The following is a 26,888-nucleotide window of genomic DNA, read 5'->3' as shown; positions in this document are numbered from 1 at the left end:
CTTTTCCGGCTGCCGGCCCGTCTCCACAAGGCGAGGGGCGCTGGCAGTTCCGGTTTTATTGCATGCGTGGGGTGAGGCGGCCTACTTGGCGGCCACCGCTTCCTGGTTGGTGGCGACCTGGGCCCGGGTGGTCTCCGTCGCAGCCTCCAGCCGGCGCTCCTTGCGCTCGATCAGGGCCCGCTTGTACTCGTTCGGGAAGACCTTGACGAACTTCAGGCGCGACTCGCTCCAGTTGTCCAGCAATTCGCGCGCGCGCTTGCTGCCGGTCCAGCGGTTGTGGTCCTGCAGCAGGCGCTTGAGCAGTTCCTCATCGCTTTCGCCGGCATGCCAGTCGGCCTTGTCGTGGGTGTGCTGTTCGGTCGTGGTGACGATGCGGTCCATGGAGACCATGGAGGTGTTGCATCGCGTGGCGAAGAGGCCGTCTTCGTCGTACACATAGGCCACGCCGCCGCTCATGCCGGCGGCGAAATTGCGGCCGGTCTTGCCCAGTACCGCGACGGTGCCGCCCGTCATGTATTCGCAGCCGTGGTCGCCCGTGCCTTCAACGACCGCTGTGGCGCCCGAAAGCCGCACGGCAAAACGTTCGCCGGCCACGCCGCTGAAGAAGGCCTCGCCTGTGGTCGCGCCGTAGAGCACGGTGTTGCCGACGATGGTGTTCTTCACCGCGTCGCCGCGGAAGTCTATGCTGGGGCGCACCACGATGCGCCCGCCCGACAGGCCCTTGCCGGTGTAGTCGTTGGCGTCGCCAATCAGGTACATGGTGATGCCCTTGGCCAGGAAGGCGCCGAAGGACTGGCCGCCCGTGCCTTCAAGCTGTATGCGCAAGGTGTCGTCGGGCAGACCCTGCGGGTGGTGGCGCGTGAGCTCGCCCGACAGCATGGCGCCGACGGTGCGGTTGACGTTGCGCGCGACTTCGATGAATTGGACTTTTTCCCCCTTTTCAATCGCGGCCTTGGATTTTTCGATGAGGCGCACGTCCAGCGCTTTTTCCAGCGCGTGGTCCTGCTCCATCACGTGCAGGCGCGGAACGTCGGCGGGCACATTCGGCTGGTAGAACAGGCGGCTGAAATCCAGGCCGCGGGCCTTCCAGTGTTCAATGCCTTTTTGCGTGTCCAGCAGGTCGGCGCGGCCGATGAGGTCGTCAAACTTGCGCACGCCGAGCTGCGCCATCAGCTGGCGCGCCTCTTCGGCGACGAAGAAGAAGTAGTTGACGACATGCTCGGGCTTGCCGCTGAATTTCTGGCGCAGCACCGGGTCCTGCGTGGCCACGCCGACAGGGCAGGTGTTGAGGTGGCATTTGCGCATCATGATGCAGCCTTCGACCACCAGCGGCGCGGTGGCGAAGCCGAACTCGTCGGCGCCCAGCAGCGCGCCGATGATGACGTCGCGGCCGGTTTTCATCTGGCCGTCGGCCTGCACACGAATGCGGCCGCGCAGGCGGTTGAGCACCAGGGTCTGCTGGGTCTCGGCCAAGCCGATTTCCCAGGGCGAACCGGCATGCTTGATGGACGACCAGGGCGAAGCGCCCGTGCCGCCGTCATGGCCGGCGATCACCACGTGGTCGGATTTGGCCTTGGCCACACCGGCCGCGATGGTGCCGACGCCGACTTCGCTGACCAGCTTGACGCTGATGCTGGCGCGCGGGTTCACATTCTTCAGGTCGTGGATCAGCTGGGCCAGGTCCTCGATCGAATAGATGTCGTGGTGCGGCGGCGGCGAGATCAAGCCCACGCCGGGCACGGAGTAGCGCAGCTGGCCGATGTATTCGCTAACCTTGCCGCCCGGCAGTTGGCCGCCTTCACCGGGCTTGGCGCCCTGGGCCATCTTGATCTGGATCTGGTCGGCCGACACCAGGTATTCGGCCGTGACGCCGAAGCGGCCCGAGGCGACCTGCTTGATGCGCGAACGCAGCGAGTCGCCGTCCTGCAGCGGCAGGTCGACCTCGACCTGTTTCGGGCCGATGACGCTCTTGAGCGTCTCGCCCTTCTTGATCGGGATACCTTTGAGTTCTTGCCGGTAGCGGTTCGGGTCTTCGCCGCCCTCGCCCGTGTTGCTCTTTCCGCCTATGCGGTTCATGGCCACGGCCAGCGTGGCGTGGGCTTCGGTGCTGATGGAGCCCAGCGACATGGCGCCAGTGGCGAAGCGCTTGACGATTTCCTTGGCCGGCTCGACCTCGTCGATCGGGATCGCTTTGGACGGGTCGATCTTGAACTCGAACAGGCCGCGCAGCGTCATGTGGCGGCGGTTCTGGTCGTTGATCAGTTGGGCGTATTCCTTGTAGGTGTTCCAGTTGTTGGAGCGCGTGGAATGCTGCAACTTGGCGATCGCGTCGGGCGTCCACATATGGTCTTCGCCGCGCACGCGCCAGGCGTACTCGCCGCCGGCGTCCAGCATGTTGGCCAGCACCGGGTCATTGCCGAAGGCGGCGCGATGCATGCGCAGCGCTTCCTCGGCGATCTCGAACACGCCCATGCCCTCGACCTGGCTGGCCGTGCCGGTAAAGAACTTGGCCACGGTGTCGCGGTTCAGGCCTATGGCCTCGAACAGCTGGGCGCCGCAGTAGCTCATGTAAGTGGACACGCCCATCTTGGACATGATCTTGGACAGGCCCTTGCCGATGGCCTTGGTGTAGTTGTACACAGCCTTGTCGGTGCTGAGCTCGCCCGGCAGGCCCTTGGACAGCTCGGCCAGGGTTTCCATGGCGAGGTAAGGATGGACGGCTTCGGCGCCGTAACCGGCCAGCACGGCGAAGTGGTGCACCTCGCGCGCGGAGCCGGTCTCCACCACCAGGCCGGCCGTGGTGCGCAGGCCTTCCTTGACCAGGTGCTGGTGGATGGCCGACAGGGCCAGCAGGGCCGGGATGGCGACCTGCGTGGCGCTGATGCCGCGGTCGCTGACGATCAGGATGTTCTTGCCGTCCTTGATCGCGTCAACCGCCTCGGCACACAGCGAAGCCAGCTTGGCCTCCACGCCTTCGTGGCCCCAGGCCAGCGGGTAGGTGATGTCCAGGGTGTAGCTCTTGAACTTGCCCTGGGTGTGCGCCTCGATGTCGCGCAGCTTCTGCATGTCGGCCACGTTGAGCACCGGCTGGCTGACTTCCAGCCGCATGGGCGGGTTGACCTGGTTGATGTCCAGCAGGTTGGGCTTGGGGCCGATGAAGGACACCAGCGACATCACGATGGCTTCGCGTATCGGATCGATGGGCGGGTTAGTCACCTGCGCGAACAGCTGCTTGAAGTAGTTATAGAGCGGCTTGTCCTTGTTGGACAGCACGGCCAGCGGGCTGTCGTTGCCCATGGAGCCGGTGGCCTCTTCGCCGTTGGCGGCCATGGGGGACATCAGGAACTTGATGTCTTCCTGGGTGTAGCCGAAGGCCTGCTGGCGGTCCAGCAGGGGAATGTCGGAGACAGGCGCGGCGGCCGCGGCAGGCTTGCTTGCCTTGCCGGCCACGTCGTCGAGCTTGATGCGCAGGTTTTCGATCCACTGCTTGTAGGGCTTGCTGTGCGCCAGCGTGGCCTTGATTTCCTCGTCATCGACCATTCGGCCCTGTTCCAGGTCGATCAGGAACATCTTGCCGGGCTGCAAACGCCATTTGCGTACGATCTTGTGCTCGGGAATAGGCAGCACGCCCGATTCCGAGGCCATGATGACCAGGTCGTCGTCGGTCACGCAGTAGCGCGAGGGGCGCAGGCCGTTGCGGTCCAGCGTGGCGCCTATCTGGCGGCCGTCGGTGAAGACGATGGAAGCCGGGCCGTCCCAGGGCTCCAGCATGGCGGCATGGTATTCATAAAAGGCCTTGCGGCGCTCGTCCATGGTGGTGTGCTGTTCCCAAGGCTCGGGAATCATCATCATCACGGCCTGGCTGATGGGGTAGCCGGCCATGGTCAGCAGTTCCAGGCAGTTGTCGAAGGTGGCGGTGTCGGACTGGCTGGCAAAGCTGATCGGGTAGAGCTTTTGCAGGTCGGCACCCAGCACCGGCGAGGACATGACGCCCTCGCGCGCCTTCATCCAGTTGTAGTTGCCCTTGACAGTGTTGATTTCGCCGTTGTGCGCGACGTAGCGATAGGGATGGGCCAGCGGCCACTCGGGGAAGGTGTTGGTGGAAAAACGCTGGTGCACCAGGCCTAGCGCCGAGACGCAGCGCGTGTCGGTCAGGTCGCGGTAGTAAGTGCCCACCTGGTCGGCCAGCAACAGGCCTTTGTAAACCACCGTGCGGCTGGACATGCTGGGCACGTAATATTCTTTGCTGTGCGTCAGGCGCAGGTTCTGGATGGCCGCGCTGGCGGTCTTGCGGATGACGTAGAGCTTGCGCTCCAGCGCGTCCTGCACGATCACATCGTTGCCGCGGCCGATAAAAATCTGCCGCAGGATGGGTTCTTTTTTGCGCACGGTGGGCGACATGGGCATGTCGCGGTTGACCGGCACGTCGCGCCAGCCCAGCAGCACTTGGCCCTCGGCCTTGACGGCGCGTTCCAGCGCCTGTTCGCAAGCCAGGCGGGAGGCGTGCTCTTTGGGCAGGAACACCATGCCAACGCCGTATTCGCCGGGCGGCGGCAGCTGCACGCCCTGCGCGGCCATTTCTTCACGGTACAGCGCGTCGGGCAGCTGGATCAGGATGCCGGCGCCGTCGCCCATGAGCTTGTCGGCCCCCACAGCGCCCCGGTGGTCGAGGTTTTCGAGGATCTTGAGGCCTTGCTGGACGATGGCGTGGCTTTTGTGCCCTTTGATGTGCGCCACAAAACCGACGCCGCAGGCATCGTGTTCGTTCGCACCGGAGTACAAACCGTTTTCTTCAAAATGCTTGATTTCAGCAGCCGTGGTCATGGCAATTCCTCATCGGGTGGGAGGGGTGCTGAAACCTGTCCTGTTCAAAGCAAAGGACCGCAACGCACCCATCCGCAGTTTCATAATTTTTCGCAGGGAATGGGGAGCATAGTGCAGTGCAACAACAATGCCAAGAAGTTTAAATAGGGTCAGATTCCAATTAAAAATCGATAAATTTAATCAACATTTAATTGGGGACATATTAAATTCAAACACAAAAAGCCACGAACAGGCGTTGTTTAAGCAGGTGGCAGATCCTCGTTGGGCGTCGTGGCCGGCCGCCCCGCCTGATTTTTGGTCACGCGGCGCTCGGTACGCTTTTGCAGTTCGGCCAGGAATTCATCCCCACCCAGCGCCCAGCCGCTGAGGGCCGAACGGGTCAGCAGCTCCTGCTGCTCCAGTGTGATGCCGGCACGCACCAATGAGGCGTAGGCCGCCTCGCGGGCAAAGGGGGTGTTGCCCAGCGCCCAGACCAGAGGGTGCGGCGTCAGCAGGCTGTCGACCCGCAAGCCCGCATAGTGGCCGTGGCTGGACCAGGGATAGTCCCTGGCCTCGGCCACCAGCCCCGCACGAACCGGGTTCAGGTCGATATAGGCCATGCAGGCCAGCAAATAGCGTTCCGCCTCGATCACCGTGGCGCGGTAACGCCCCTCCCACAGGGTGCCGGAGCGCCCCTGGCTGTCGTTGAAGTAGCGGACATAGCGCCGTCCCGCGGCCTGCATCATCTGCGGCAGGCCGTCCGCCGTGCTGGGCGTGGCCAGCAGGTGGAAATGGTTGTCCATCAGCACATAGGCATGCAGGGCCACACCGAATTTGCGCGCGCTTTCGTCGAGCAGTCGCAGCAGCATCTGGTGATCGGCAGCGCTAGAAAAGACGGCTTGCCGGTTATTGCCGCGCTGGATGATGTGATGGGGGAAACCGGGAAGCGTCAGACGGGGAAGACGGGCCATGAAATGCAATACCTGGAGTTGGCACCATGATATTGGAATCTGACCCTAATTCCCGACACTCCCTCGCCTCTTTCAAGAGGCATGGAGCCGCTGTCGCTCAGCGAACGACTTTGCCGTCAGGCGTGATGGTCACGAGGTCGATCGCACGCACCGATTCGTATTTCTTGGCGCGCAGGTTGACGCGAAAGCCGCCCACGTCGTAGTCCGTCATGGCTTCAAAGGCTTTTTGCAGGCCGGCCCGGTCGGGCTTTCCGCTGCCCGCCGTGCTGCGGCGCACGCCTTCGGCAAAGGTTTTGGCGGCGATATAGCCTTCCACGCTTTCATAGCTGGGCGTCTGGTCGGTCTGGTTCAGCACATCGAGGTATTCCTTGATCAAGGGCGTGCCGGTGCTGCGCGGCGAGGGCACAACCTGGGATATCACGACTCCCCCGATTTCCTTGCCCAGCGCGCTGAAGAGCGGGTCGATGCCGACCACGGAAAAATTCAGAAACTGCCCTCCATAGCCGGCCTGGCGCATTTTGCGGATGAAGGCAGCCGATGAATTGAACAGGCTGACCTGGATGACCGCCTGGGGCTGCACCTTCATCAGGGAGGCCACGGCCGCGTCAACCTTGTCGCTGTTGACCGGCGACAAAGCGCTGCCGACGATGGCCGGCCGCTTCAGGTCGACCAGCGCCTGGTTGACGGCCGCCAGACCGCCGCGCCCCATGGCGTCGTCTTCGGCGAACACCGCGATGCGGTCCTGGTTCAGCGTCGCGCAGTGGCGCGCGATTTTGTAGGCTTCATCGGCCAGCGCGGGGCGCACATGGAATACGTTGGTGTGTGAGGGATCATGCAGCGCGTCGGACGCGGCAAAGGGCGCGAAGAAAAGGGTGTTGGAAGCCTTTGCCGCGGCGAAGGCGGCGTCGCAGCTGGCGGTGCCCGTGAAGCCGAAAAGCGCGTCCACATCGTCATCGATCAGCTGCTTGGCGTTGCCGGCGGCCTTGGCCGGGACATAGCCGTCATCGAGGGCCTTGACTTCGATCTTGTAGCCGCCTGCGCCGTTTTTCGCGTTGATCGCATCAAAATAAATCTTGGCGCCGTTGAGGTAGGCCAGGCCGATCTGGTCGGCGGCGCCGGTCAGCGGAACGGATTGCCCGACGACGATTTTCCGTCCGGCCCGGCCCTGCGCCCACAGCGCGGGGCTTGCCACCACGGCGCCTGCGGATACACCACCGAGAATTAACTGACGCCGATTGAAGCCCATGACAACACCTTTTGAGATACGAATAGCCAAAGCAGGTTTGATGCCCGCAACTGCAGCATGCGCTTACTGTTCCAAAAAAATGTCACAAAGTGTGCGCAAGCCCTTAGCGTAATCCGTGCGGGACCGAAAAGACAGCAGGAAAAATGCCGACACGTCATAAGCCTATGCGCCGTCATGTGGCGGCCTGATAACCGCTTCGCCTGTTTGTGTGCCTCCAGCTAGGGCCGGGGCGCGCGCAAAATGAGCAAACGGTGCAACCGTAGCGCCAAAACCAGGCCCAGGGCGGAACTGGCCGCCGTGACCCAGCCCGTCCATTGCCAGCCCCCTGCCTCGGCAGCCACCCACGCCACCAGTGGAGGACCCGCGAACTGGCCCAGCGCCGACCACTGCTGCATCCAGCCCACCGTGGTGGACACCGTATCGGCACTGGGCGCCAGCCGGATGGCAAGGCTGAACAGGGTGGCGGGAACCAGGCCGCCCAGCATGGAGAAACCCAGGATAGCCGCGTATTGCAGCGCGGGCGGCACGCCCGAAAACGCCAGCAAGGCGCCGCCCGCCATCACCAGAAAACCCGCTGCCAGCAAGGCCCGCGGCGGCAGGCCGCGCCTCAGCAACCGACCGGCGGCGACGTTGCCGATGATGTTGACGGCCGCGGCCAGCGCCGTGAGCGGCCCGGCCCAGCCGCCGGCCACGCCGGCCTGCGCATAGATGGACGGCAAAAAACCCACCACGGCCAGCCATTGCCCGGAATAGGTCGCAAAGGCCAGGGCCATGAGCCAGACGGCGCGCGAACGCAAAGTCGCCGCGATGAGCTGTCGGTTGCGCGGCCGGTCCGCGGACGCAGCCGCCTCGGGCGGCCCCGCCGGCACGCGCCACGCGAGCAGCAGGGCCAGCGCGGCAGCCAGCGCGGCCAGCAGCCACCACAGGACGCGCCAGCCCCACTGCGGGCCGCCCCAGGCGATGACAAGAGGCCCGGCCAACAGGGCCAGCGATGCACCCAAAGGCATGTAGCCCCCCCACATGCCGAGCGTGCCGCTCAACTTTTCCGGCGGCACCAGGCGACGCACCAGGGCCGGCGCCGGCAGCACCACCCACAAAAATCCCAGGCCTTCCAGGACGCGTGTCGCCAGCAAGGCATGAACGCCGGGCGCCATGGCGCCCAGGGCGCTGGCCGATGCCAGCACCCACAGGCCCGCCAGCATGCTGCGCTTGAGCCCCACACGCTGCACGGCCAGCCCGGTCACCAGGCCCAGGGTCATGCCGGCCAACTGAACGAGCGAGAGCAGGAAGCCGGCCTGCAACAGCGAAACACCCAGAACCTGGCCCAGCACGGGCAAGGCGGGCGGCAGCTTGCCCACATGCAGCGCGGCCACCACGCCGGCCGCGACCACGTACCAGGCGGCGCGCGCGCTGGCGGCGGTATCCGGCTTGGCTTCAGTCACACGGCAAGAAGCAAAGGGGCGGGTTCAAGCCGCGAAGGCGGCCCGTCCCTTGAGGCGCTCGTGCTCTTTGGCGGCAAAGCGGTCGGTCATGCCGGCAATGTAGTCGGCCACAACCCGCTCGGGCTTGGCGCCCGCGGCATGCGGCGCATCGACGCCGTCAAAGCGCTCGCTGTGCGCCTGCGGCATCTGCGCCGGGTCGGACATATAGGCCTCGAACAGTTCGCCGACCACCTGCTTGGCAGCCTGCGTGGTCTCCACCACCTTGGGGTGGCGGTAGAGGTTTTTCAGCAGGAAGCGCTTGAGCGACGCGGACTGCCGCGCCATCTCCGGCGTGAAGCAGACCAGCGCCGCTTGCTGGCGCACCTCGTCGGCACTCGCGGGCGCCGCCTTGTGGATGGCCGCCCATGTCGCGTCCATCACGTTGTAGACCTGGGCGCTGAGCATGCGGCGTATGGTTTCAAACAGCAGCCGGCGCCCCTGCAGGCCGGGATGGGCCAGCCGCGTCTCGCGGCAGTACTGGCTGAAGAGCTCCACGTCCTCGAGCTGCTCCAGCGTCAGCAAGCCCGAGCGCACTCCGTCGTCGATGTCGTGCGCGTTGTAGGCGATCTCGTCGGCCAGGTTGGCAAGCTGCGCTTCCAGACTGGGCTGCTGCCAGCGCGGGCCTTCGGCGGGCTGGTCGACAAAACGGCGCGCCACCCCGCCCGGCTCGCGCGACTCGATGCGCTGCGCATTGCGCTTTGAGCAATGCTTGAGGATGCCCTCGCGTGTCTCGAAGCTGAGGTTCAGGCCGTTGTAGGCCGGGTAGCGCTCTTCCAGCGCATCCACGACGCGCAGGCTTTGCAGGTTGTGCTCGAAGCCCGCGCTCTCGGAGTGGCCGGCCTTGAGGCAGGCGTTCAGGGCATCCTGGCCGGCATGGCCGAAAGGCGTGTGGCCCAGGTCGTGCGCCAGCGCGATGGCCTCCACGAGGTCTTCATTGAGTTGCAGCGTGCGGGCGATGGAGCGCCCCAACTGCGCGACTTCCAGCGAATGGGTCAGGCGGGTGCGGAACAGGTCGCCCTCGTGGTTGAGGAAAACCTGGGTCTTGTAGACCAGGCGGCGAAAGGCCGTTGAATGCACGATGCGATCGCGGTCGCGCTGGAAGTCGGAACGCGTGGGCGCCACCGGTTCGGTGTAGCGGCGGCCGCGCGACAGCGCGGGATCACAAGCATAGGGCGCCAGGGTCATGATTCACGGTCTCCAGGCGTTAGGCACAGCACAGGTCGATCACCTCGCGCACCAGCGCTTCGGGCGCGCTGCGAAGCGCCGCTTTGCCCGGGCCGTCGATCACGATAAAACGGATTTCGCCGGCCTCGGATTTTTTGTCGACACGCATCAATTCGAGGTAACGGCCCGCATTGTCCACGGCCGACAGCACCGGAGCTTTGACCGGCAAACCGGCACGTTTGATGAGCCGCGTCAGCCTTTGGACAAAAGCGGTGTCAACCAGACCCAGGCGCCCAGACAGGTGAGCGGCCATCACCATGCCGCAGCCCACGCCCTCGCCGTGCAGCCATTCGCCATAACCGAGGCCGGATTCAATCGCGTGGCCGAAGGTGTGGCCGAAATTCAGGATGGCCCGCAGGCCGGCTTCACGTTCGTCCTGCCCCACCACCCAGGCCTTGATCTCACAGCTGCGCTTGATCGCGTGGGCCATGGCCGCGGGCTCCCTGGCCAACAGGCCTTCGAGATTAGCCTCTATCCATTCAAGGAAGGCCATGTCGGCGATCGGTCCGTATTTGATGATTTCGGCCAGGCCCGCGCTGAGTTCGCGCGCGGGCAAGGTCTGCAGGGCATCCAGGTCGCAGACCACCAGCAGAGGCTGGTAGAACGCACCTATCATGTTCTTGCCCAGCGGGTGGTTGATCGCCGTCTTGCCGCCCACCGAGGAATCCACCTGCGCCAGCAAGGTCGTAGGCACCTGCACAAAAGGAACGCCGCGCATATAGCTGGCGGCGGCAAAGCCGGTCATGTCACCCACCACACCGCCGCCGAGCGCGAACATCACCGTCTTGCGGTCGCAGCCGTTTTCGAGCAAGGCGTCAAAAATCAACTGCAGCGTCTGCCAGTCCTTATGCGCTTCCCCATCGGGCAATGCCACCAGCAGCACCTTGTCATAACGCTGGCGCAGCGCCTGGGTCAATTGCGCCGCATACAAGGGAGCCACCGTGGTGTTCGACACCACCAGCGCGGTGGCGGCTTTCGGGAGATCCTGGTAAGTCAGCGCATTGCCGAGAAGGCCGTTGCCGATGGCGATCGGGTAGCTGCGCTCGCCCAGGTCGATCTGGACCCGCACCGCCGCGGAAGGGAAATTTGCTTGCATAAGTGGGAGTGTAGAGGCACTCGCCCGCCTTGGGGGCTGCGGCTTGCAAGGCAAAACGCAGGCGCTCAGGGCGCGGGCAGCAATCCCGCCAGCTCCAGCTGCATGAGGATCATGTTGACCAGGGTAGACACCGAGGGGCGCCCGGTCTCGATGACGAAGTGAGCGGTTTCGCGGTAGAGAGGGTCGCGGGCCGCATAGAGGTCTCGCAACCTGGCCAGCGGATCGGCGACCTGGAGCAGGGGCCGGTTCTGGTCGTGCCGCAGGCGGCGAAACACCTCCTCGGGAATGGAATGCAGGTACACCACTTGCGCGCGCTCGCGAAGGCGCTGGCGGTTGGCGGGACGCAGCACGGTCCCTCCGCCGGTGGACAACACGCAGGATTGGCCCTGGGTCAGCTCGTCGATGACCTGCTGCTCGATATCGCGGAAAGCGTTCTCACCCTCGCGCTCGAAAAACTCGCGGATGGAGCAACCAATGCGCTGTTCGATCACCTGGTCCGAATCAATAAAGCGCAACCCCATCTTGCGGGCCAAATGCCGGCCGACGGTGGACTTCCCCGAACCCGGCAGGCCCACGCAGGCGATTCTCAAGGGGTTTGCATTCAATGGAGTCTGGAGGCATTCGCCCCGAGGATGCGTGAATGGAGTCAAGGTGGAAATAGGCCGGTTTCACAAACGCGACAGGCCCCAAAGGGCCCGCCGTTACCTGCATTTTCCCACCAAACCGGCCCCGCCTCGCGGCGATGTCGGTCCCGCGGGGCTCAGCGCAGTGCCGAGCCGTTGGTCAGCATCTTGGGGGTGATAAACACCAGCAGTTCGGATTTCGTGGCCGAGCGCGTCTTCTGCTTGAAGAGATTGCCGACACCGGGCAGGTCACCCAGGAACGGAACCTTGGTTTCGTTGTCACGGTCATTCTGCTCAAAAATACCACCGATCACCACGGTTCCGCCGTTTTCCACCAGCACTTGTGTCTGGATGTGCTTCGTGTCGATCGCAAAGCCGTTGGCCGTTTCGCGGCCCACGCTGTCCTTGTTCACGTCGACGTTCAGGATGATGTTGCCCTCGGGCGTGATCTGCGGCGTGACCTCGAGCTTCAGGTTGGCCTTGCGGAAGCTGATGGACGTGGCGCCGCTGGAGGTCGCCTGCTGGTACGGCAGTTCCGTACCCTGTTCAATCAGCGCCTTCACTTGATCCGCCGTGATGATGCGCGGGCTGGAAACGATCTTGGACTTACCGTCGGCTTCAGATGCCGAAATTTCAAGATTCAACAGCCGGGTCATGGACGAGTTGAAAAGCGACAAGGCAAAGGTGGACGCACCGAAACCATTCTGCCCCACGGCCGGCATATTCACGAAATCCCCCGCATTGGTGCCTATATTGATGCCCAGATTCGGAAACGAACCCTGCGGCACATTCGGCGCTATATAGGTATTGCCGACCATGACGTTGTTGGTGGTGTTAAACGGGCGGCCACCCAGCCTGACGCCGAGAGATTTCCCAAACGAATCCGAAGCCTCCACAATCCGCGCTTCGATCAGCACCTGCCGAACAGGGATGTCGAGTTTGGCAATCAAGGCCTGAACCTGCTCAAGTCTGGAGGGGATATCCGTCACGAACAACTGGTTGGTGCGGGCTTCGGCAATCACGCTACCGCGCTGGGACAGGATGCGGGCACTCGTCGGGCCAGTGCCGCCGGCCGTGATTTGCGTTGCAATATCACCCGCTTTTGCATAGTTGAGCTTGAAGTCCTGGGTACGCACCGATTCCAGACCCTGAATAGAGTTTTTAGCCTCCAGTTCCAGCTTGTCCTTGGCTGCCAATTCATCCTTGGGCGCGATGACGAGAACATTGCCGTTCTTACGCATGCCCAGTCCCTTGGATTGCAGGATGATATCCAGGGCCTGATCCCATGGAACATCTTTGAGCCTCAAGGTAACGCTGCCCGCCACCGAATCGGAGGTGACGATATTGAAGTTCGTGAAGTCGGCGATCACCTGCAACAGGGAGCGAATTTCAATGTTCTGGAAGTTCAGGGACAGTTTTTCGCCAGTGAAGCCCGGGCCCTGCGTCAATTTGGTCGGGTCGACCTTCTGGGGACGCACCTCCAGCACAAACTGGTTGTCGCTTTGGTAAGCGCTGTGCTCCCAGACACCTTTGGGCTCAACCACCATACGGACCTTGTCGCCGGTCTGGAAGGTCGTGACGGTTTGCACCGGCGTGCCGAAATCGGCTACGTCCAGCTTGCGGCGCAAGCCCTCGGGCAAAGACGTTTTCAGGAATTCAACCACCAGGGTCTGTCCCTGCTGGCGTATGTCCACGCCCACTTCGTTATTGGACAGTCCCACGACGACGCGCCCGGCGCTGTCGGTTCCACGGCGGAAGTCCACGTCCTTGAGAGGAAGAACGTCACGGTTGCGGCTTTCCGCGAACACCTGGACTGGTGCAGATGCCGTTGCCGCACCGGCGGCGGAAGAGTCCAGGGTGATGATCAGTGATTTACCCTGGATATCAGCCTTGTAGGTCGACGGTGCCTTGAGGTTGAGCACCACGCGAGTCCGCTCGCCGGCCTGCACCACGTTCGCCGAACGCAGGTTTCCCAGGTTCATATCCACCGCGGAGCGGCCCATGGCATTGCTGACGCCGGGAAAGTCCAGCGCGATACGCGCGGGCGACTGAATGGCAAAACCGGTGGGAACGGCGGCCAAGGGCTCGGCCAACTCGATGCGGATGACCTCGGAGCCGCCCTGAACCGAACCTGTCACCGATTGAATTGAATTCTGCGCCTGTGCGGCTTGCGGCAGCATTGCCACCATCAACGACAACGCCATGCCGAACGAAGCGCCGCGCAACACACGTTCAAGCAAACGTTTCAGGCCGCCTCCCATACCTTCTGCCTCTGATGCCCATGTTTGCTTGTTCATTTTGATCCCTCTAATAGCTGTAAAGTCGCCGTCCGCTCAATCCATTCACCCGCAGCGTCCTGCACGATCTCACGCAGGGAAAGGCTTGTTTCACCCACTTGCGTGATACGGCCGTAGTTCTGCCCAAGGTAGTTGCCAACCCGCACCTGGTAAATCAGGTTGTCGACCTTGACCAGGGCCACCGGCTGGCCCACCTTGATCAGGCTTCCGACCATGGAGGTCGCATCCAGAGGGTAGGCCTCCAGAGGTTCCTTGCGCCGGCTCAGTTCCGGCGCGATCAGGCCCACATTGGCCGTCGCCTGATTGGAGTCGCGCTTGAGCGCCTGCGTCAATTTCTGGTTGCTGAAGGGCTCGATGGCGCCCTCCTGGTTATAGGCTTGCGGCGAGAATTTGGTGGGCTCGGGCAACGGATCGACCTTGGGCCGGGTCGCGTTGCGCTGCTCCGTCATCCATTGCTGGAGCTCTTCCTGCTCGGACGAGCCGCAACCAGCCAGCACCAGCAACGTCATTGCCAGACTGCCCGTCAGCACATAGTTGTTAAGTCTCATTTTTTGGCTCCCGGGGCGCTCTTGCGCTGCAGGGCCACCTCCTCGGGATCGAGGTAGCGGAAGGTTTTGGCCGTGGTGTCCATGACGAGATTGCCGTCCTTGGCGGGCACCAGATTCAGGTTGTTCAAAGTCACGATACGCGAGAGATTGGCGATGTCCGCAGCAAAAGCACCGATATCGTGGTAACGGCCCGTGACGCGCACCGCGATGGGCAATTCGGCGTAATACTCTTTGACACTTACCTGTCCCGGACGGAACAGCTCAAACTGCAGGCTGCGACCCAGACCGGCCTGGTTGATGTCGGACAGCAGGGCATCCATTTCAGCCTTGCTGGGCAGTTGTTTCTCCAGCTGGGTCACATACTGCTGGACCTGTTCGCGCTGCTTTTTCAGTGCGTCAAGATTCACCGCCTGCACCAGCTTCTTCTTGTAGTCTTCCCTGAGCTGGACTTCTTTGGCCTGCTCGGCCGTCAGTTCCTCGTCCGAGGAACTCAGCCAGACAAACCACAGCGCGACCACCACGAGGACCGTGACACCGACGCACAGAAGATAGCGCGGTAGCGCCGGCCACGAGGGCGGGTCATTGGGGTCAAGCCCGGAGAACTGCGCCTTCAGGCTGTTTTGGATCGCCGAGAAATCGACGGAGATTTTTGGAGTTTTTGCCATGATCGTTCAACCTGCCTCAGGCCTTGGCCGGGATCTTTGCAGCCGTCGGCGCGGCACCAGGCGCCGAACTGGCAGGCGCGGAGCCGGGTGCCTTGGGCGCGGAGGCGCGCTGGAGCCCGACACGCATGGAGAAATTGGACACACGCCGCTGGTCGCGCGGGGTCAGCGCCACTGTGCTGGCGGTGATTTCGACCAGTTCCGGCCGGGTCAGCCAGGGGCTGTTGTTGGCCAGGTTGCGCAGCAGCTCGGAAACCCGCTCGTTGGACTGGGCCACGCCGGTGATGAACACTGCCTGGTTGTCCTGCTTCATGCTGTTGATGTAGACGCCGTCAGGCAGCTGCTTAACCAGCTCGCTGAGCAGGTAGACCGGCATGTTGCGGTTGCCTTGCAGGTCTTCCACCGCGTTCTGACGCGCCCTCAGCGCGGCGATTTCCGCCTGCAGGGTGGAAATTTCCTTGATCTGGTTTTCCAGGCGTGTGATCTCGGTTTTCAGGAAGTTGTTCTTGCTGCGCTGGCTTTCGATCTGGGCCAGGTACCAGGAGTAAACCGCGCCGCAAATCAGGCCGCCGACCAGGGCAGCGACGCCGAGGGTTGCAAAAAAGGTTTCGCGCCGGCGCTTGCGCGCAGCTTCGCGGTGCGGGAGCAGATTGACCAGAATCACTGCAGGAACCTCCGCAAAGCCAGACCGCAGGAGGTCAGGTAAGACGATGCCTCACGGCGCATTTTCTTTTCCCGCACGCCTTCACCGAGTTCCATGCCCTCGAAAGGGTTGGCCAGGAGGCAGGCAAACGAGGTCTGCTGCGTGACGGAATCGGTCAACCCGGGCAGGGCGGACGAGCCGCCGGCCAGCATGACGTAATCCACCTTGTTGTGCGGGGTGCTGGTAAAGAAGAACTGCAGGGCGCGGCCGATTTCCTGGGCCATGCTTTCCACAAAGGGCTTGAGGACGCCGGAGCCGTAGTCTTCGGGCAAATCGCCGCTGCGCTTCTTGCTTTCGGCCTCTTCAGGCGAAAACCCGTACTGGCGCACGATCAGCTGCGTCAGCTGGGCGCCGCCAAAGGCCTGGTCGCGCTCGTACAGGACTTCGTCGTTCTTGATGACCTGCATGCTGGTGGTCAGGGCGCCGACCTCAAACAGGGCGACCATGGTGTCCACTCCCTTGTTGGGCAGGTTTTCGATCAGGCGGGCAGTTGCCAGGCGCGAGGCGTAGGACTCCACATCGACCACTATGGGCTTGAGGCCCGCGGCTTCCGCCAGGCCCTCCCGGTCCTGGACCTTTTCCTTGCGGGAGGCGGCAATCAGCACCTCGACGTCACCGGTGGAGGTGGCGCTGGGGCCCACCACGCAGAAGTCAAGGCTGACTTCGTCCAGGGAGAAGGGAATATATTGGTTGGCTTCGGACTCGACCTGGGTTTCAAGTTCGGCGTCCGTCATGCCTCCAGGGAGGATGATTTTTTTGGTGATGACCGCGGAAGCGGGCAGCGCCATGGCGACGTTTTTGGTGCGGGTTCCGCTCTTTTTGACCAGGCGGCGCACGGCGTCGGCGACCTCGTCGAATTTCTCGACGTTGCCGTCCGTGATCCAGCCGCGCTCCAGGGGCTCGATCGCACAGCGATCCAGCACCAGATTGCCGGCCTTGTCACGGCTCAACTCCACCAGCTTGACGCTGGACGAACTGATATCCAAACCCAGCAAAGCGGGTTGTTGGCGGTTGAATAACGATCCCAGAGAGATCAAGGCAGTCCCCAAATGACGGCTAATATGTAGCCCTGCATACTTAAGAAATCACTTGAATAGTAGCAGTAAGCTCTTTGTGCAGTAAGGATTTTTCCTGTTCTGCACATCCAGAACGTTGTCAAAAGCCGACGCTTGTAACTGAGTGCAAGCAGTCCGGCAGGGCTAAAACGATGTCTGCAAACGTAAAAGTGTGACGCATCGCAAGCAGCCCGATATCTCCCGGTTTCCAGGATTTTTATAATAGTGACGCGACTTTACGATTGCCTACATGCCCTCCACGCCCACCCCTCCTGATTCAAACTCCAGCCCGGCCAAGCCAAGCTCTTCCGGCAAGTCCTGGCTACCGCGCTGGCTGGTCAAGTTCCTTTTGTGGAGCACGGGCCTGTTGCTGGCGGGCGTCGTCAGCGTCCTGCTGTTCGTGGCCGTGGCCCTGTCGGTCGCCTACCCCAACCTGCCCGACATTTCGGACCTGGTGGACTACCGGCCCAAGCTGCCGCTGCGCGTTTACTCCGCGGACGGCGTGGTGATCGGCGAGTTCGGCGAGGAGCGGCGCAGCCTGACCCCCATCCAGGACATCCCCCAGGTCATGAAGGACGCCGTTCTGGCCATTGAGGACGCGCGCTTCTTCTCCCACGGCGGCGTCGACTACCTGGGCGTGATCCGGGCAGGACTTGCGAACGTCGGCCGTGCTAAAGCCCAAGGCGCCTCCACCATCACCATGCAGGTGGCCCGCAATGTCTACCTCTCAGCGGAAAAAAGCTATACCCGCAAGATCTATGAAATCCTGCTGACCTTCAAGCTGGAGCACATGCTGACCAAGGACCAGATCCTTGAGATCTATATGAACCAGATCTTTCTGGGCAACCGGGCCTACGGTTTTGCCGCTGCCTCGGAAGCCTATTTCGGCAAACCGCTCAAGAACATCTCCATTTCCGAGGCGGCCATGCTGGCCGGCCTGCCCAAGGCGCCGTCGGCCTACAACCCCATCATCAACCCCAAGCGCGCCCGGGCGCGCCAGCTCTACATCATCGAGCGCATGGAGGAAAACGGCTTCATCACGGCCGAGCAGGCCAAAGCCGCCAAGGAAGAGCCCCTGAAGGTCAGGACCGGGCCCGACGCCGGCCGGGTGCATGCCGAGTACGTGGCAGAGACGGTGCGCCAGCTGGTCTACAACCAGTACGGCGACGAAACCTACACCCGCGGCCTGAACGTCTACACCACGCTGCGTGCCACCGACCAGACCGTGGCCTATAAGGCGTTGCGCAAAGGCATCATGGACTACGAGCGCCGCCAGATTTACCGCGGCCCCGAGAAATTCATAGACCTGCCCGTCAACCCGCAGGAAACCGAGGATGCCATTGACGACGCGCTGACCGACAACCCCGACAACGGCGACGTGATGTCGGCCGTGGTGCTGGAGGCCAATCCCAAGCGCATCCTGGCCATGCGCCAGAACAGCGAAACCGTCGAAATCACCGGCGACGGCCTCAAACCCGCGCAGTCGGGCCTGGCCGAGAAGGCGGGCCCTAATATCAAGATACGCCGCGGCGCCCTGATCCGCGTGGCGAAAACGCCCAAAAACACCTGGGAGATCACCCAGTTGCCCGAAGTCGAGGGCGCATTCGTGGCCCTGGACCCACGCGACGGCTCGATACGCGCACTGGTGGGCGGCTTTGACTTCGAGAAAAACAAGTTCAACCACGTCACCCAGGCTTGGCGCCAGCCGGGTTCCAGCTTCAAGCCCTTTATCTACTCGGCCGCGCTGGAAAAGGGCTTCACCCCGGCCACTGTCATCAACGATGCCCCCCTGTTCTTCGATGCCGGCGTGACCGGCGGCCAGCCCTGGGAGCCGAAAAACTACGACGGCACCTTCGACGGTCCCATGAGCCTGCGGACCGGCCTGAAGAAATCCAAGAACATGATTTCCATCCGCATCCTGCAGGCCATAGGCGCGCCCTACGCCCAGGACTGGATCACCCATTTCGGCTTTGAAGCGGAAAAACACCCGGCCTACCTGACCATGGCGCTGGGCGCCGGCTCGGTCACGCCCATGCAGATGGTGACCGCCTATTCCGTGTTCGCCAACGGCGGCTACCGCATCAACCCCTACCTGGTCACCAAAATCACCGACCAGCGCGGCAAGGTCCTGCTGGAGACCAAGCCCCCCGCGTTGGACGAGTCGGTCCGGGGTATAGAGGCACGCAATGCCTTCATCATGGACAGCCTGCTGCAGGAAGTCGCGCGATCGGGCACTGCGGCCAAGGCGCAGGCCACACTCAAGCGGCCCGACCTCTACGGCAAAACCGGCACGACCAACGACTCCATAGACACTTGGTTCGTGGGTTTCCAGCCCACGCTGGCAGCGGCGGTCTGGATGGGCTATGACACGCCTAAAAAGCTGGGCGACCGGGAAACCGGCGGCGGCCTGAGCCTGCCGATCTGGATCAATTACATGGAATACGCCCTCAAGGGGATACCGGTCGCCGAATATCCGCCGCCCGAGGGTGTCGTGAATGTGGGTGGCGAGTGGTACTACAGCGAATACGCCCGGGGCTCGGGCGTCAGCACCGTGGGTGTCCAACAGGATCCGGCGGCGGCCAATGCCGCCAATGCCGGCCAGCCGGCCGCCCCGGGCGCGCCGGGCGGCGCGATCCAGGTCCTCCCGCCTTCGGACGAGAAAAAACGCATCCTTGATTTGTTCAAGAACTGAACAGGCAGCGCGGCGCACAAATAAAAACGGCCCTCACGGGCCGTTTTTATTTCCGGCGAAATTCCCGAGACCTCAGTCCTGCGCCTTGAACACCAGCGGCTGGCCGGCCTGCTCGCTGGCATAACGCGACAAATTGGCGAAGAACTCGCTGGAATCCTTGGTGTCGGCCCAGCGCCCTTCCCTGTATTTATAGTGAAACCCGCCGGCCTTGGCCGCCATCCAGATTTCCTGCAAGGGCTTTTGCAGGTTGATCACGATCTGGCTGCGGTTGGAAAAGGTCAAGGTGACCATGCCGCCGGTGCGCTGGTTATCGATGTCCGCATTGGTTTCATCGTTGATCCGGTCGCAGCCCGCTTCCACCGCCTGGAGCGCGCGTTCGGCCAGATCCTGGTATTCAAGGTCCGTCATTACAATCCCGTCATGGTTTCTTCAGCTCAAATTCTAGGTCGCCGCCGCAATCCCGCCTTGCGGTATGGCCTTGCCGCGATTGTGGCCGGTGCCGCCCTGCTGGCCGGTTGCGGCCAGAAAGGCCCGCTCTACCTTCCGGTGCCACCCAAAGTCCCGGGCGTGACGGCCCGCACTGCCCCTGCGGCAACCCCTCGCAGCACCACGCTCCCGGCGGCGCCGGAAGATGCGGCCGTGGTACCGGCCTTGCCCGCCTCCGCTGCCCGTTAATCCTGCCGGCAACACCCGTCCTTCCCGACCTGAACCTTCAAATCCAAGGCGCAGGCCGGCAGTCACCTTGAATCGACCATGGCGCGCGGCGCGCGCGCTCCTTAAGATACCCCGAACCCCAGCCTGCCCTGACAGCCCAAGCAATACCATGACCCGTCCATCCCTGCCCGGCCATCCGCATTTCGCCTACCGTGAGGGTGAGCTCTTTGTTGAAAACCTCAGCCTGCGCGAACTCGCCACCGCGCACGGCACACCGCTCTTCGTTTATTCCAAGGCCGCCATGCTGTCGGCGCTGGCCGCCTACCAGCGCGGTTTTGCCGGCCGCGATGCGCAGATCTGCTACGCCATGAAGGCCAACTCCTCGCTGGGCGTGCTGCAGGTGTTCGCCCGGGCCGGCTGCGGCTTTGACATCGTCTCGGGCGGCGAGCTGGACCGCGTGCTGGCGGCCGGCGGCGAGGCCGGCAAGATCATCTTCTCGGGCGTGGGCAAAACCCGCGCCGAAATGCGCCAGGCGCTGGCCGCCGGCATAGGCTGCTTCAACGTCGAGAGCGAGGCCGAGCTGGACGTGCTGTCCGAAGTCGCGCTGGCCCAGGGCCTGCGCGCGCCCGTCAGCATACGCGTCAATCCCAATGTGGACCCCAAGACCCACCCCTATATTTCCACCGGCCTGAAGGACAACAAGTTCGGTGTGGCGCATGAGGACGCGCTGCGCATCTACCGGCATGCGGCTTCGCTCAAGGGCCTGCGCGTGGTCGGCATCGACTGCCATATCGGCTCACAGATCACCGAGGCCACGCCCTATCTCGATGCCATGGACCGGGTGCTGGATCTGGTGGCCTCCATCGAGGCCGCCGGCATCTCGCTGGAACACATCGATTTCGGCGGCGGCCTGGGCATCAACTACAACAACGACACCCCGCCCGAAGCCGACGCCTTGTGGCAGCAGTTGCTGGCCCGGCTTGATGCGCGCGGCTACGGCGGCAAAAAACTCATGATCGAACCCGGCCGTTCGCTGGTCGGCAATGCCGGCGTGTGCCTGACGCAAGTGCTTTACGTCAAGCCCGGCGAGCACAAGAATTTCTGCATCATCGATGCGGCCATGAACGACCTGCCGCGCCCCGCCATGTACCAAGCCTTCCACGCCATCGTCCCGCTATCGGCAGCTGCCACTCGAGGCGCGTCCGAAATGACTTACGACGTGGTCGGGCCGGTCTGCGAAAGCGGCGACTGGATAGGCCGGGACCGGGCCCTCGCTGTGGTGGCGGGCGACCCGCTGGCCGTGATGTCGGCCGGCGCCTATTGCATGAGCATGGCCAGCAACTACAACACGCGCGGCCGCGCGGCTGAAGTGCTGGTTGACGGCGACAAGGCGCACCTGATTCGTCGGCGGGAAAGCACGGAAGACCAGATGCGGCAGGAACAGCTGGTGGCCGGCTGAAGGCCATAGCTAGGGCAGCTGTCGCTAGGACAGCTTGCCGCGCACGCCGTAGGCGGGCTGCGGCTTCTTTTTCTTGAGGAACTGCTGCACGCGCCAGCCCAGCAACACGGCGATGATCGCGGCGTAGACAAACACTTCAGCGAAATTGTTCTTGCCCGCGCGCATCCAGAAGAAATGCAGCAGCCCCAGGCCGGCAATCAGGTAAACCAGCTTATGCAGCCACTGCCAGCGCTTGGCGCCCATGGCCTTGATCGCGGCGTTGAAAGACGTGGCCGCCAGCGGGGTCAGCAGCACAAAGGCCGAAAAACCCACCAGGATGAAAGGCCGCTTGGCGATGTCCTTGGCAATGTCGGCAAAGTCAAAGCCCATGTCGAACCAGCTGTAGCTCAGCAGGTGGACGACCACATAGAAGTACGCGAACAGCCCCAGCATGCGCCGAAAGCGCGCCAGCGCCGGCGTGCCGCTGATCACCCGAAGCGGCGTGACTGCCAGGACTATGCAGATAAACCGCAGCGTCCAGTCGCCGGTGGCGCGTATCAGGGCCTCGGCCGGGTTGGCGCCCAGTTGGTTGGTAAAGGCGCCGTAGAACAGCCACGCAAAGGGCAACAGGCAGGCGACAAAGAGGATGGGTTTTGCGGCAGGATGCAGCAACCATTTTTGCCGCGATGCCAACAGGGTGGCCATCAGAAGTTCTTCTTGAGGTCCATGCCGGCATACAGCTGGCCCACCTGGGCTTCGTAGCCGTTGAACATCAGGGTTTTGCGCTTTTTTGCAAAGAGGCCGTCTTCACCGATGCGGCGCTCGGTGGCCTGGCTCCAGCGCGGGTGATCCACGTCAGGATTCACATTCGAATAAAACCCGTACTCCTGCGCCGCGGCCTTGTTCCAGGCCGTGCGCGGCTCCTTGTCGGTGAAGCGGATCTTGACGATGCTCTTGCCGCTCTTGAAGCCGTACTTCCAGGGCAGCACCATGCGCACCGGCGCGCCGTTCTGGTTGGGCAGCACTTCGCCATACATGCCGAAGGCCAGCAGCGCCAGCGGGTGCATGGCTTCATCCATGCGCAGGGCTTCCACATAAGGCCAGTCGAGCACGCGCGAACCGACAAAAGGCATGGTCTTGGGATCGGCCAGGGTGATGAACTCGACGTATTTGGCGCTGCCCATCGGTTCGACCTTCTTGATCAGCTCGGACAGCGAATAGCCGACCCAGGGAATCACCATGGACCAGCCTTCCACGCAGCGCAGGCGGTAAATACGCTCTTCCTGCGGGGCCAGCTTTATCAGGTCTTCCAGCGTGAAGGTCTTGGGCTGCTTGACCAGGCCCTCGACGGCCACCGACCAGGGTTTGGTCACCAGCGTATGGGCGTTCCGGGCCGGGTCGGCCTTGTCGGTGCCGAACTCATAGTAATTGTTGTAGCTGGAGGCGTCTTTGTAGTCGGTGATTTTTTCCAGGGTCACCGCGCCGGCCACCGCCGATTTGCCGCCGGGCAAGGCCGCGAGCTTGCCGGGTTTTTGCACCGTCTGCGCCATCGCCTGGCGCCCCGCCCAGCTGGCCATGGCCGCGCCCGCGGCGCCCGTGGCCATCAGCTTGATCAGGTCGCGGCGGCCGTGGTAAATGCCCTGCGGCGTGATCTCGCTGGGAACAGGGTGGTCGAAGCCGCTGGCGTGGGTTTTGATGAGCATGGGGGCGTCCTTGATAAATCCGTTATGGCTTAGTCTGAATACGCGTCAGGTTCTTACACGGATTCAGCCGGGGCTTTAACAAAGACCCCCGGCCGGCTACAAGGTTCCGTAGCTGTGCAGGCCCGAGAGGAACATGTTGACGCCCAGGAAGGCAAACGAGGTGACCGCCAGCCCCACCAGGGCCCACCAGGCGGCGACCGTGCCGCGCAGGCCCTTCATGAGCCGCATGTGCAGCCAGGCCGCGTAGTTGAGCCAGACGATCAGCGCCCAGGTCTCCTTGGGATCCCAGCTCCAGTAGCCGCCCCAGGCCTCGGCGGCCCAGAGGGCACCCAGCACCGTGGCGATGGTGAAGAAGGCAAAGCCGACGGCAATCGCCTTGTACATCACGTCGTCCAGCACCTCAAAGCTGGGCAGGCGCGCCGCGATGCGCTTGCGGCCCAGCAGGATGCCGGCGGCGATCAGCCCCGATACCGCGAGGTAGCCGACCCAGTAGTAGCTGCCGCCCACTTCGGCCGGCGACTTGCTGCGAAACACGATGGGCACAAAACACAGTACCACGCCCAGCAGCCACAGCGGCGTGAGCCGGTACCACTGCTTTTCATCGGCCTGCTGCTTGATCAGGTAGGACAGCGAGACCATGGCGGCCAGCGAGAACATGCCGTAGCCGATGAAGTTGGCCGGTACATGCAGCTTCATCCACCAGCTTTTGAGGGCGGGCACCAGCGGCTGGATTTCATGGGCTTCGCGTACCACGGTGTACCAGAGCAGAAAGCCGACCGCAGCGCTGACGACCAGCATCACGAACGCGCCCAGCGCGCGTGTGTTGTACTGCGATTCAAAGTACAGATAGAAGGCCGCCGTCATCCAGCAAAACAGGACGAAAACTTCATACAGGTTGCTCACGGGGATATGCCCGACGTCGGCGCCTATCAGGTAGCTTTCATACCAGCGCACCAGCGTGCCGATCAACGCCATGCCGACGGCGACCCAGGCTATTTTGGAACCCAGCGACTCGAGCGTGCCGCTCTGGCCTTTGGCGAACATCCCCAGCCAGTAAAAAATCGTGCTCATGAAAAACAGCACGCTCATCCACAAGATGGCCGATTGACTGGAGAGGAAGTACTTGAGCCAGAACACCTGATCGGCCCGCCCGAGATCGCCCTGGTAGGACGCAATGCCCAGCAGGGCAAAGGCACTCACCACCACCATGAGCACCCGCAGCGGCCGCCAGAACCAGCCCATTGCGATGGCCGCCGGAATGGCCGCCAGCAGGATGCCTTTTTCGTAGACGTCCATGAACGCGCCGTAGCGAGCGAAGGCGTAGAGAAAGCCGCCGGCGACCAGCGCGGCGAACACCCAGTCCAGCACATTGCGCCGGACGAAATAGCCTTCGTTCAGGCTTAGCGTGCTGTCGCCGCCGGCCTTCAGCGTGGTGGTGTTCACCGCCGTGGTGTTGATGGTGGAGGTATTCATAGGGGCGCCTGCAACAGTTTCGTTTTCAACATCTCGAACTCCTTGTCGCCATCCAGCGTTTTGCGGTTGGTGGACAAGGCCATGGTGGCCTGGCTGCTTCCAGCTGATTCTGGCACTGAACCCACGCCATTGCCACCCTCGGCCCGGGCACCGTCTTTGCCGCGCGGCGCCAGCCAGACCCAGACGCGGCGCTCGCGCACGTAAAGCATGGCGAAGACGCCCAGGATCAGGAAAGCGCAGCCCAGGTACACAATGGTTTTGCCCGGGGCGCGCGCCACCTGGAACACGCTGGCCTGAACCTGGGTGAAATCCTTGAGCTCAAAAGCCATGGGCGCGGGGTAAAAATGGGCGTCCGACAGGCTCAGCACCATCTGCGACATAAAGCCCAGGGTTTTTTCGTCCTGCGCCATGGGCTTGAGCCCGGCCTGCTCGCGCGTCATCTGGGCCAGCTCGAACAGCGCGCCGTTGAGGATGCGCACCAGCACTTCACCGGCGCGGTTGCGCTCGGCTTCGGGCACGTTGGCCTCCATGAAATCGGAAATCGCCTGCAGGCCGGCGGTCTTGCCGTTGCCGGTTGCCGCCGCGTCAGGGCCGCTGCCGGCGAACAGCGCCAGCGCGCGCGAGGCCGAGGCTGCGAGTTGCTGCGCCAGTTCGGGACGGTCGCGGCCTATGGCCTGGCTGGCGTAGCGCTTGACGGCAAGCTCGCGCTGGGCCGGGTTGGCCAGCGCGGCGCGCAGGCGCAAAAAGGTGTCCATGCCGCCTTCGGCGTCGACCGGAATGCGCAGGTACTGGAAGGGGGCCGAGGGTGTCTCGCGCACGCCCAGCAGGTAGACAGCCGGGCTGTTTTCGCCGGGGTCGGTCTTGACCGGCAACATGTAGTTGTGGAACTCGCGGGCCTGGCCGGCGGAGTCGCGCAGTTTGTAGCTCACGCTGGGCCCGACGTTGCGCAACTCTTTTTGCGTGACCGTCTTGTTGGCCGCGCCCAGGCGCGAATCGATGGCCTGGTGCAGGTCGACCTTGCGCACGTCAGCGCCGGAGCCACCCATGTTGCCGCCGCCCGAGGCAAAGTTTTCGACATTGATGACGCGCAACGCCGTGTATTCGAGCGTCAGCTTTTCAGCCCCTTCGCCCTGGCCATTGCTCAGGCTGCTGGTGCCGCCTATCGTGCCCTGGATTTCAAACGGCTTGGTGGCCGCCGCCATGGGAATGGCCTTGAGCGTGACGCTGGAGCCGCCGTCGTCAAAGCTGGACTGGTAAATCTCGATGCCCCGGTGGCGCGCTGGGTGGTTGACTTCCACGCGCGCCGGAATCTTCTCGCCGGTTTCCTTGTCGTGGATGATGATGTCGCTGGCGAACAGCTTGGGCATGCCGGTCGAGTAGTACTCGACGATGAATTTTTTCAGCTCGATGGAAAACGGCAGCTCCTGCAGCAGCACGCCGCCGGGCTGGTTCAGGATGGCGGTGCCGGACTGCGTGCCCTCGGCCACCAGCAGGTTGGCGCGAAAGGTCGGGTTGCTGTCGCTCAGGCGGTATTTCGCCGGCACGTCGGCGATCAGGCCGCCGCCGGTGTAGATGGACTTTCCGTTGAGCCACATCTGCGCGCGCACGATCATGTCGCCGTCCAGCAGGCCGCCCACGCACACCAGCACGATGGCGCTGTGCGCCGCTATGTAGCCGAGCTTGTTGGCAGCGCCCTTCTTGGCGGCCACCATCCAGCCGCCGCCTTCGGGCGTCTGGCGCTGCTGCAGCTTGACCTTCCAGCCGCTTTGCACCAGCGTCTGGCCGATGCGGCGCGCGGCGGCTTCGGGCGCTTCGGCCAGCGCGGCCTCGGCGCGGTGGCCGAAGGCCTTGAGGCTTTGCTCGCGGACGTTCTCCTTGAGCTGGCTCAGGTCCGCCAGGATTTTGGGCGTGTTGCGCGCGATGCACAGCGAGGTGGAAATGACCAGAAAGGCCAAGATCAGCAAAAACCACCAGGCGCTGTAGACCGTGTTCAGGCTCAGCAGGCTGAAGGCCTGCGCCCAGAACGGGCCGAACTGGTTCACGTAGTTGCCCAGCGGCTCCGCCTGCTTGAGCACCGTGCCGATGACGGACGCGATGCAGATCACCGTCAGCAGCGAAATGGAAAACCGCATGGACGACAGCAGTTCCACCGACGCCCGCAAGCTGCGGGAGCCCCAATTGACCTTCAAACCCTGGGTGGAAACTGTCATGCTTTAAGT

20 protein-coding genes are annotated in these 26,888 nt (G+C 63.2%); 3 read left to right on the top strand and 17 right to left on the bottom strand.

The annotated features are described in order from the left end of the window. Positions 1-81: 81 nt before the first annotated feature. The 12 genes from ACEN8I_RS06215 to ACEN8I_RS06160 form a co-directional block, all read right to left on the bottom strand. The gene (locus ACEN8I_RS06215) at positions 82-4,824 is read right to left on the bottom strand and encodes a glutamate synthase-related protein (protein ID WP_413327451.1); all 4,743 of its coding nucleotides are present in this window, start codon (positions 4,822-4,824) and stop codon (positions 82-84) included. A gap of 239 nt (positions 4,825-5,063) precedes the next feature. Beyond that, entirely contained in the window at positions 5,064-5,774 is a 711-nt protein-coding gene (locus tag ACEN8I_RS06210) for a transposase (protein WP_413327449.1), read from the bottom strand. Between the two features lie 97 nt (positions 5,775-5,871). Next, positions 5,872-7,020, bottom strand: coding sequence for an ABC transporter substrate-binding protein (locus ACEN8I_RS06205; protein ID WP_413327447.1), 1,149 nt, complete (start codon positions 7,018-7,020; stop codon positions 5,872-5,874). A 218-nt stretch (positions 7,021-7,238) separates the two neighbouring features. Beyond that, complete coding sequence (locus ACEN8I_RS06200; RefSeq protein WP_413327446.1) at positions 7,239-8,462, bottom strand: CynX/NimT family MFS transporter; 1,224 nt, start codon at positions 8,460-8,462, stop codon at positions 7,239-7,241. 24 nt (positions 8,463-8,486) lie between these two features. Next, a complete protein-coding gene (locus ACEN8I_RS06195; RefSeq protein WP_413327444.1) occupies positions 8,487-9,686 on the bottom strand; it encodes a deoxyguanosinetriphosphate triphosphohydrolase in 1,200 nt (399 codons plus the stop codon). A gap of 19 nt (positions 9,687-9,705) precedes the next feature. Further along, a complete protein-coding gene (gene aroB, locus ACEN8I_RS06190; RefSeq protein WP_413327442.1) occupies positions 9,706-10,821 on the bottom strand; it encodes a 3-dehydroquinate synthase in 1,116 nt (371 codons plus the stop codon). Between the two features lie 65 nt (positions 10,822-10,886). Further along, entirely contained in the window at positions 10,887-11,411 is a 525-nt protein-coding gene (locus tag ACEN8I_RS06185; RefSeq protein WP_413327440.1) for a shikimate kinase, read from the bottom strand. Between the two features lie 170 nt (positions 11,412-11,581). Next, positions 11,582-13,741, bottom strand: coding sequence for a type IV pilus secretin PilQ (gene pilQ / locus ACEN8I_RS06180; RefSeq protein WP_413327438.1), 2,160 nt, complete (start codon positions 13,739-13,741; stop codon positions 11,582-11,584). Beyond that, complete coding sequence (locus ACEN8I_RS06175) at positions 13,738-14,289, bottom strand: pilus assembly protein PilP (RefSeq protein ID WP_413327436.1); 552 nt, start codon at positions 14,287-14,289, stop codon at positions 13,738-13,740. Before ACEN8I_RS06175 ends, pilQ begins: the two co-directional genes overlap by 4 nt. Further along, positions 14,286-14,954 carry a type 4a pilus biogenesis protein PilO gene (locus tag ACEN8I_RS06170; RefSeq protein WP_413327435.1) on the bottom strand — a complete coding sequence of 223 codons (669 nt, stop codon included), beginning with the start codon at positions 14,952-14,954 and terminating at the stop codon, positions 14,286-14,288. Before ACEN8I_RS06170 ends, ACEN8I_RS06175 begins: the two co-directional genes overlap by 4 nt. A gap of 16 nt (positions 14,955-14,970) precedes the next feature. Continuing rightward, a complete protein-coding gene (locus ACEN8I_RS06165; protein WP_413327433.1) occupies positions 14,971-15,615 on the bottom strand; it encodes a PilN domain-containing protein in 645 nt (214 codons plus the stop codon). Then, the gene (locus tag ACEN8I_RS06160; protein WP_413327431.1) at positions 15,612-16,691 is read right to left on the bottom strand and encodes a pilus assembly protein PilM; all 1,080 of its coding nucleotides are present in this window, start codon (positions 16,689-16,691) and stop codon (positions 15,612-15,614) included. Before ACEN8I_RS06160 ends, ACEN8I_RS06165 begins: the two co-directional genes overlap by 4 nt. A 268-nt stretch (positions 16,692-16,959) precedes the next feature. Here ACEN8I_RS06160 and ACEN8I_RS06155 point away from each other — a divergent pair, with 268 nt between their 5' ends. Beyond that, positions 16,960-19,401 (top strand): penicillin-binding protein 1A, encoded by a 2,442-nt coding sequence (locus ACEN8I_RS06155; protein WP_413327429.1) that lies wholly within the window; start codon positions 16,960-16,962, stop codon positions 19,399-19,401. A 72-nt stretch (positions 19,402-19,473) separates the two neighbouring features. Here ACEN8I_RS06155 and cyaY read toward each other — a convergent pair whose 3' ends face one another. Beyond that, positions 19,474-19,809, bottom strand: a complete 336-nt coding sequence (gene cyaY, locus ACEN8I_RS06150) for an iron donor protein CyaY (RefSeq protein WP_413327427.1) — start codon at positions 19,807-19,809, stop codon at positions 19,474-19,476. A gap of 12 nt (positions 19,810-19,821) precedes the next feature. Here cyaY and lptM point away from each other — a divergent pair, with 12 nt between their 5' ends. Further along, entirely contained in the window at positions 19,822-20,076 is a 255-nt protein-coding gene (gene lptM / locus ACEN8I_RS06145) for an LPS translocon maturation chaperone LptM (protein ID WP_413327425.1), read from the top strand. 148 nt (positions 20,077-20,224) lie between these two features. Continuing rightward, entirely contained in the window at positions 20,225-21,514 is a 1,290-nt protein-coding gene (gene lysA / locus ACEN8I_RS06140) for a diaminopimelate decarboxylase (protein ID WP_413327423.1), read from the top strand. 24 nt (positions 21,515-21,538) lie between these two features. Here lysA and ACEN8I_RS06135 read toward each other — a convergent pair whose 3' ends face one another. The 4 genes from ACEN8I_RS06135 to ACEN8I_RS06120 form a co-directional block, all read right to left on the bottom strand. Further along, positions 21,539-22,198 carry a sulfite oxidase heme-binding subunit YedZ gene (locus ACEN8I_RS06135; protein ID WP_413327421.1) on the bottom strand — a complete coding sequence of 220 codons (660 nt, stop codon included), beginning with the start codon at positions 22,196-22,198 and terminating at the stop codon, positions 21,539-21,541. Then, positions 22,198-23,196, bottom strand: a complete 999-nt coding sequence (gene msrP / locus ACEN8I_RS06130) for a protein-methionine-sulfoxide reductase catalytic subunit MsrP (protein ID WP_413327419.1) — start codon at positions 23,194-23,196, stop codon at positions 22,198-22,200. The genes ACEN8I_RS06135 and msrP overlap by 1 nt, the downstream gene beginning before the upstream one ends. Before the next feature lie 96 nt (positions 23,197-23,292). Continuing rightward, positions 23,293-24,669 carry a c-type cytochrome biogenesis protein CcsB gene (ccsB, locus tag ACEN8I_RS06125; RefSeq protein WP_413327417.1) on the bottom strand — a complete coding sequence of 459 codons (1,377 nt, stop codon included), beginning with the start codon at positions 24,667-24,669 and terminating at the stop codon, positions 23,293-23,295. After that, the gene (locus ACEN8I_RS06120; RefSeq protein WP_413327415.1) at positions 24,666-26,879 is read right to left on the bottom strand and encodes a cytochrome c biogenesis protein ResB; all 2,214 of its coding nucleotides are present in this window, start codon (positions 26,877-26,879) and stop codon (positions 24,666-24,668) included. The genes ccsB and ACEN8I_RS06120 overlap by 4 nt, the downstream gene beginning before the upstream one ends. Positions 26,880-26,888 lie beyond the last annotated feature (9 nt).

Origin of the sequence: Polaromonas sp. CT11-55, from assembly GCF_047303325.1 — a bacterium.
Classification (GTDB): domain Bacteria; phylum Pseudomonadota; class Gammaproteobacteria; order Burkholderiales; family Burkholderiaceae_C; genus Polaromonas.
This window is presented reverse-complemented; position numbering and strand designations above follow the sequence as displayed.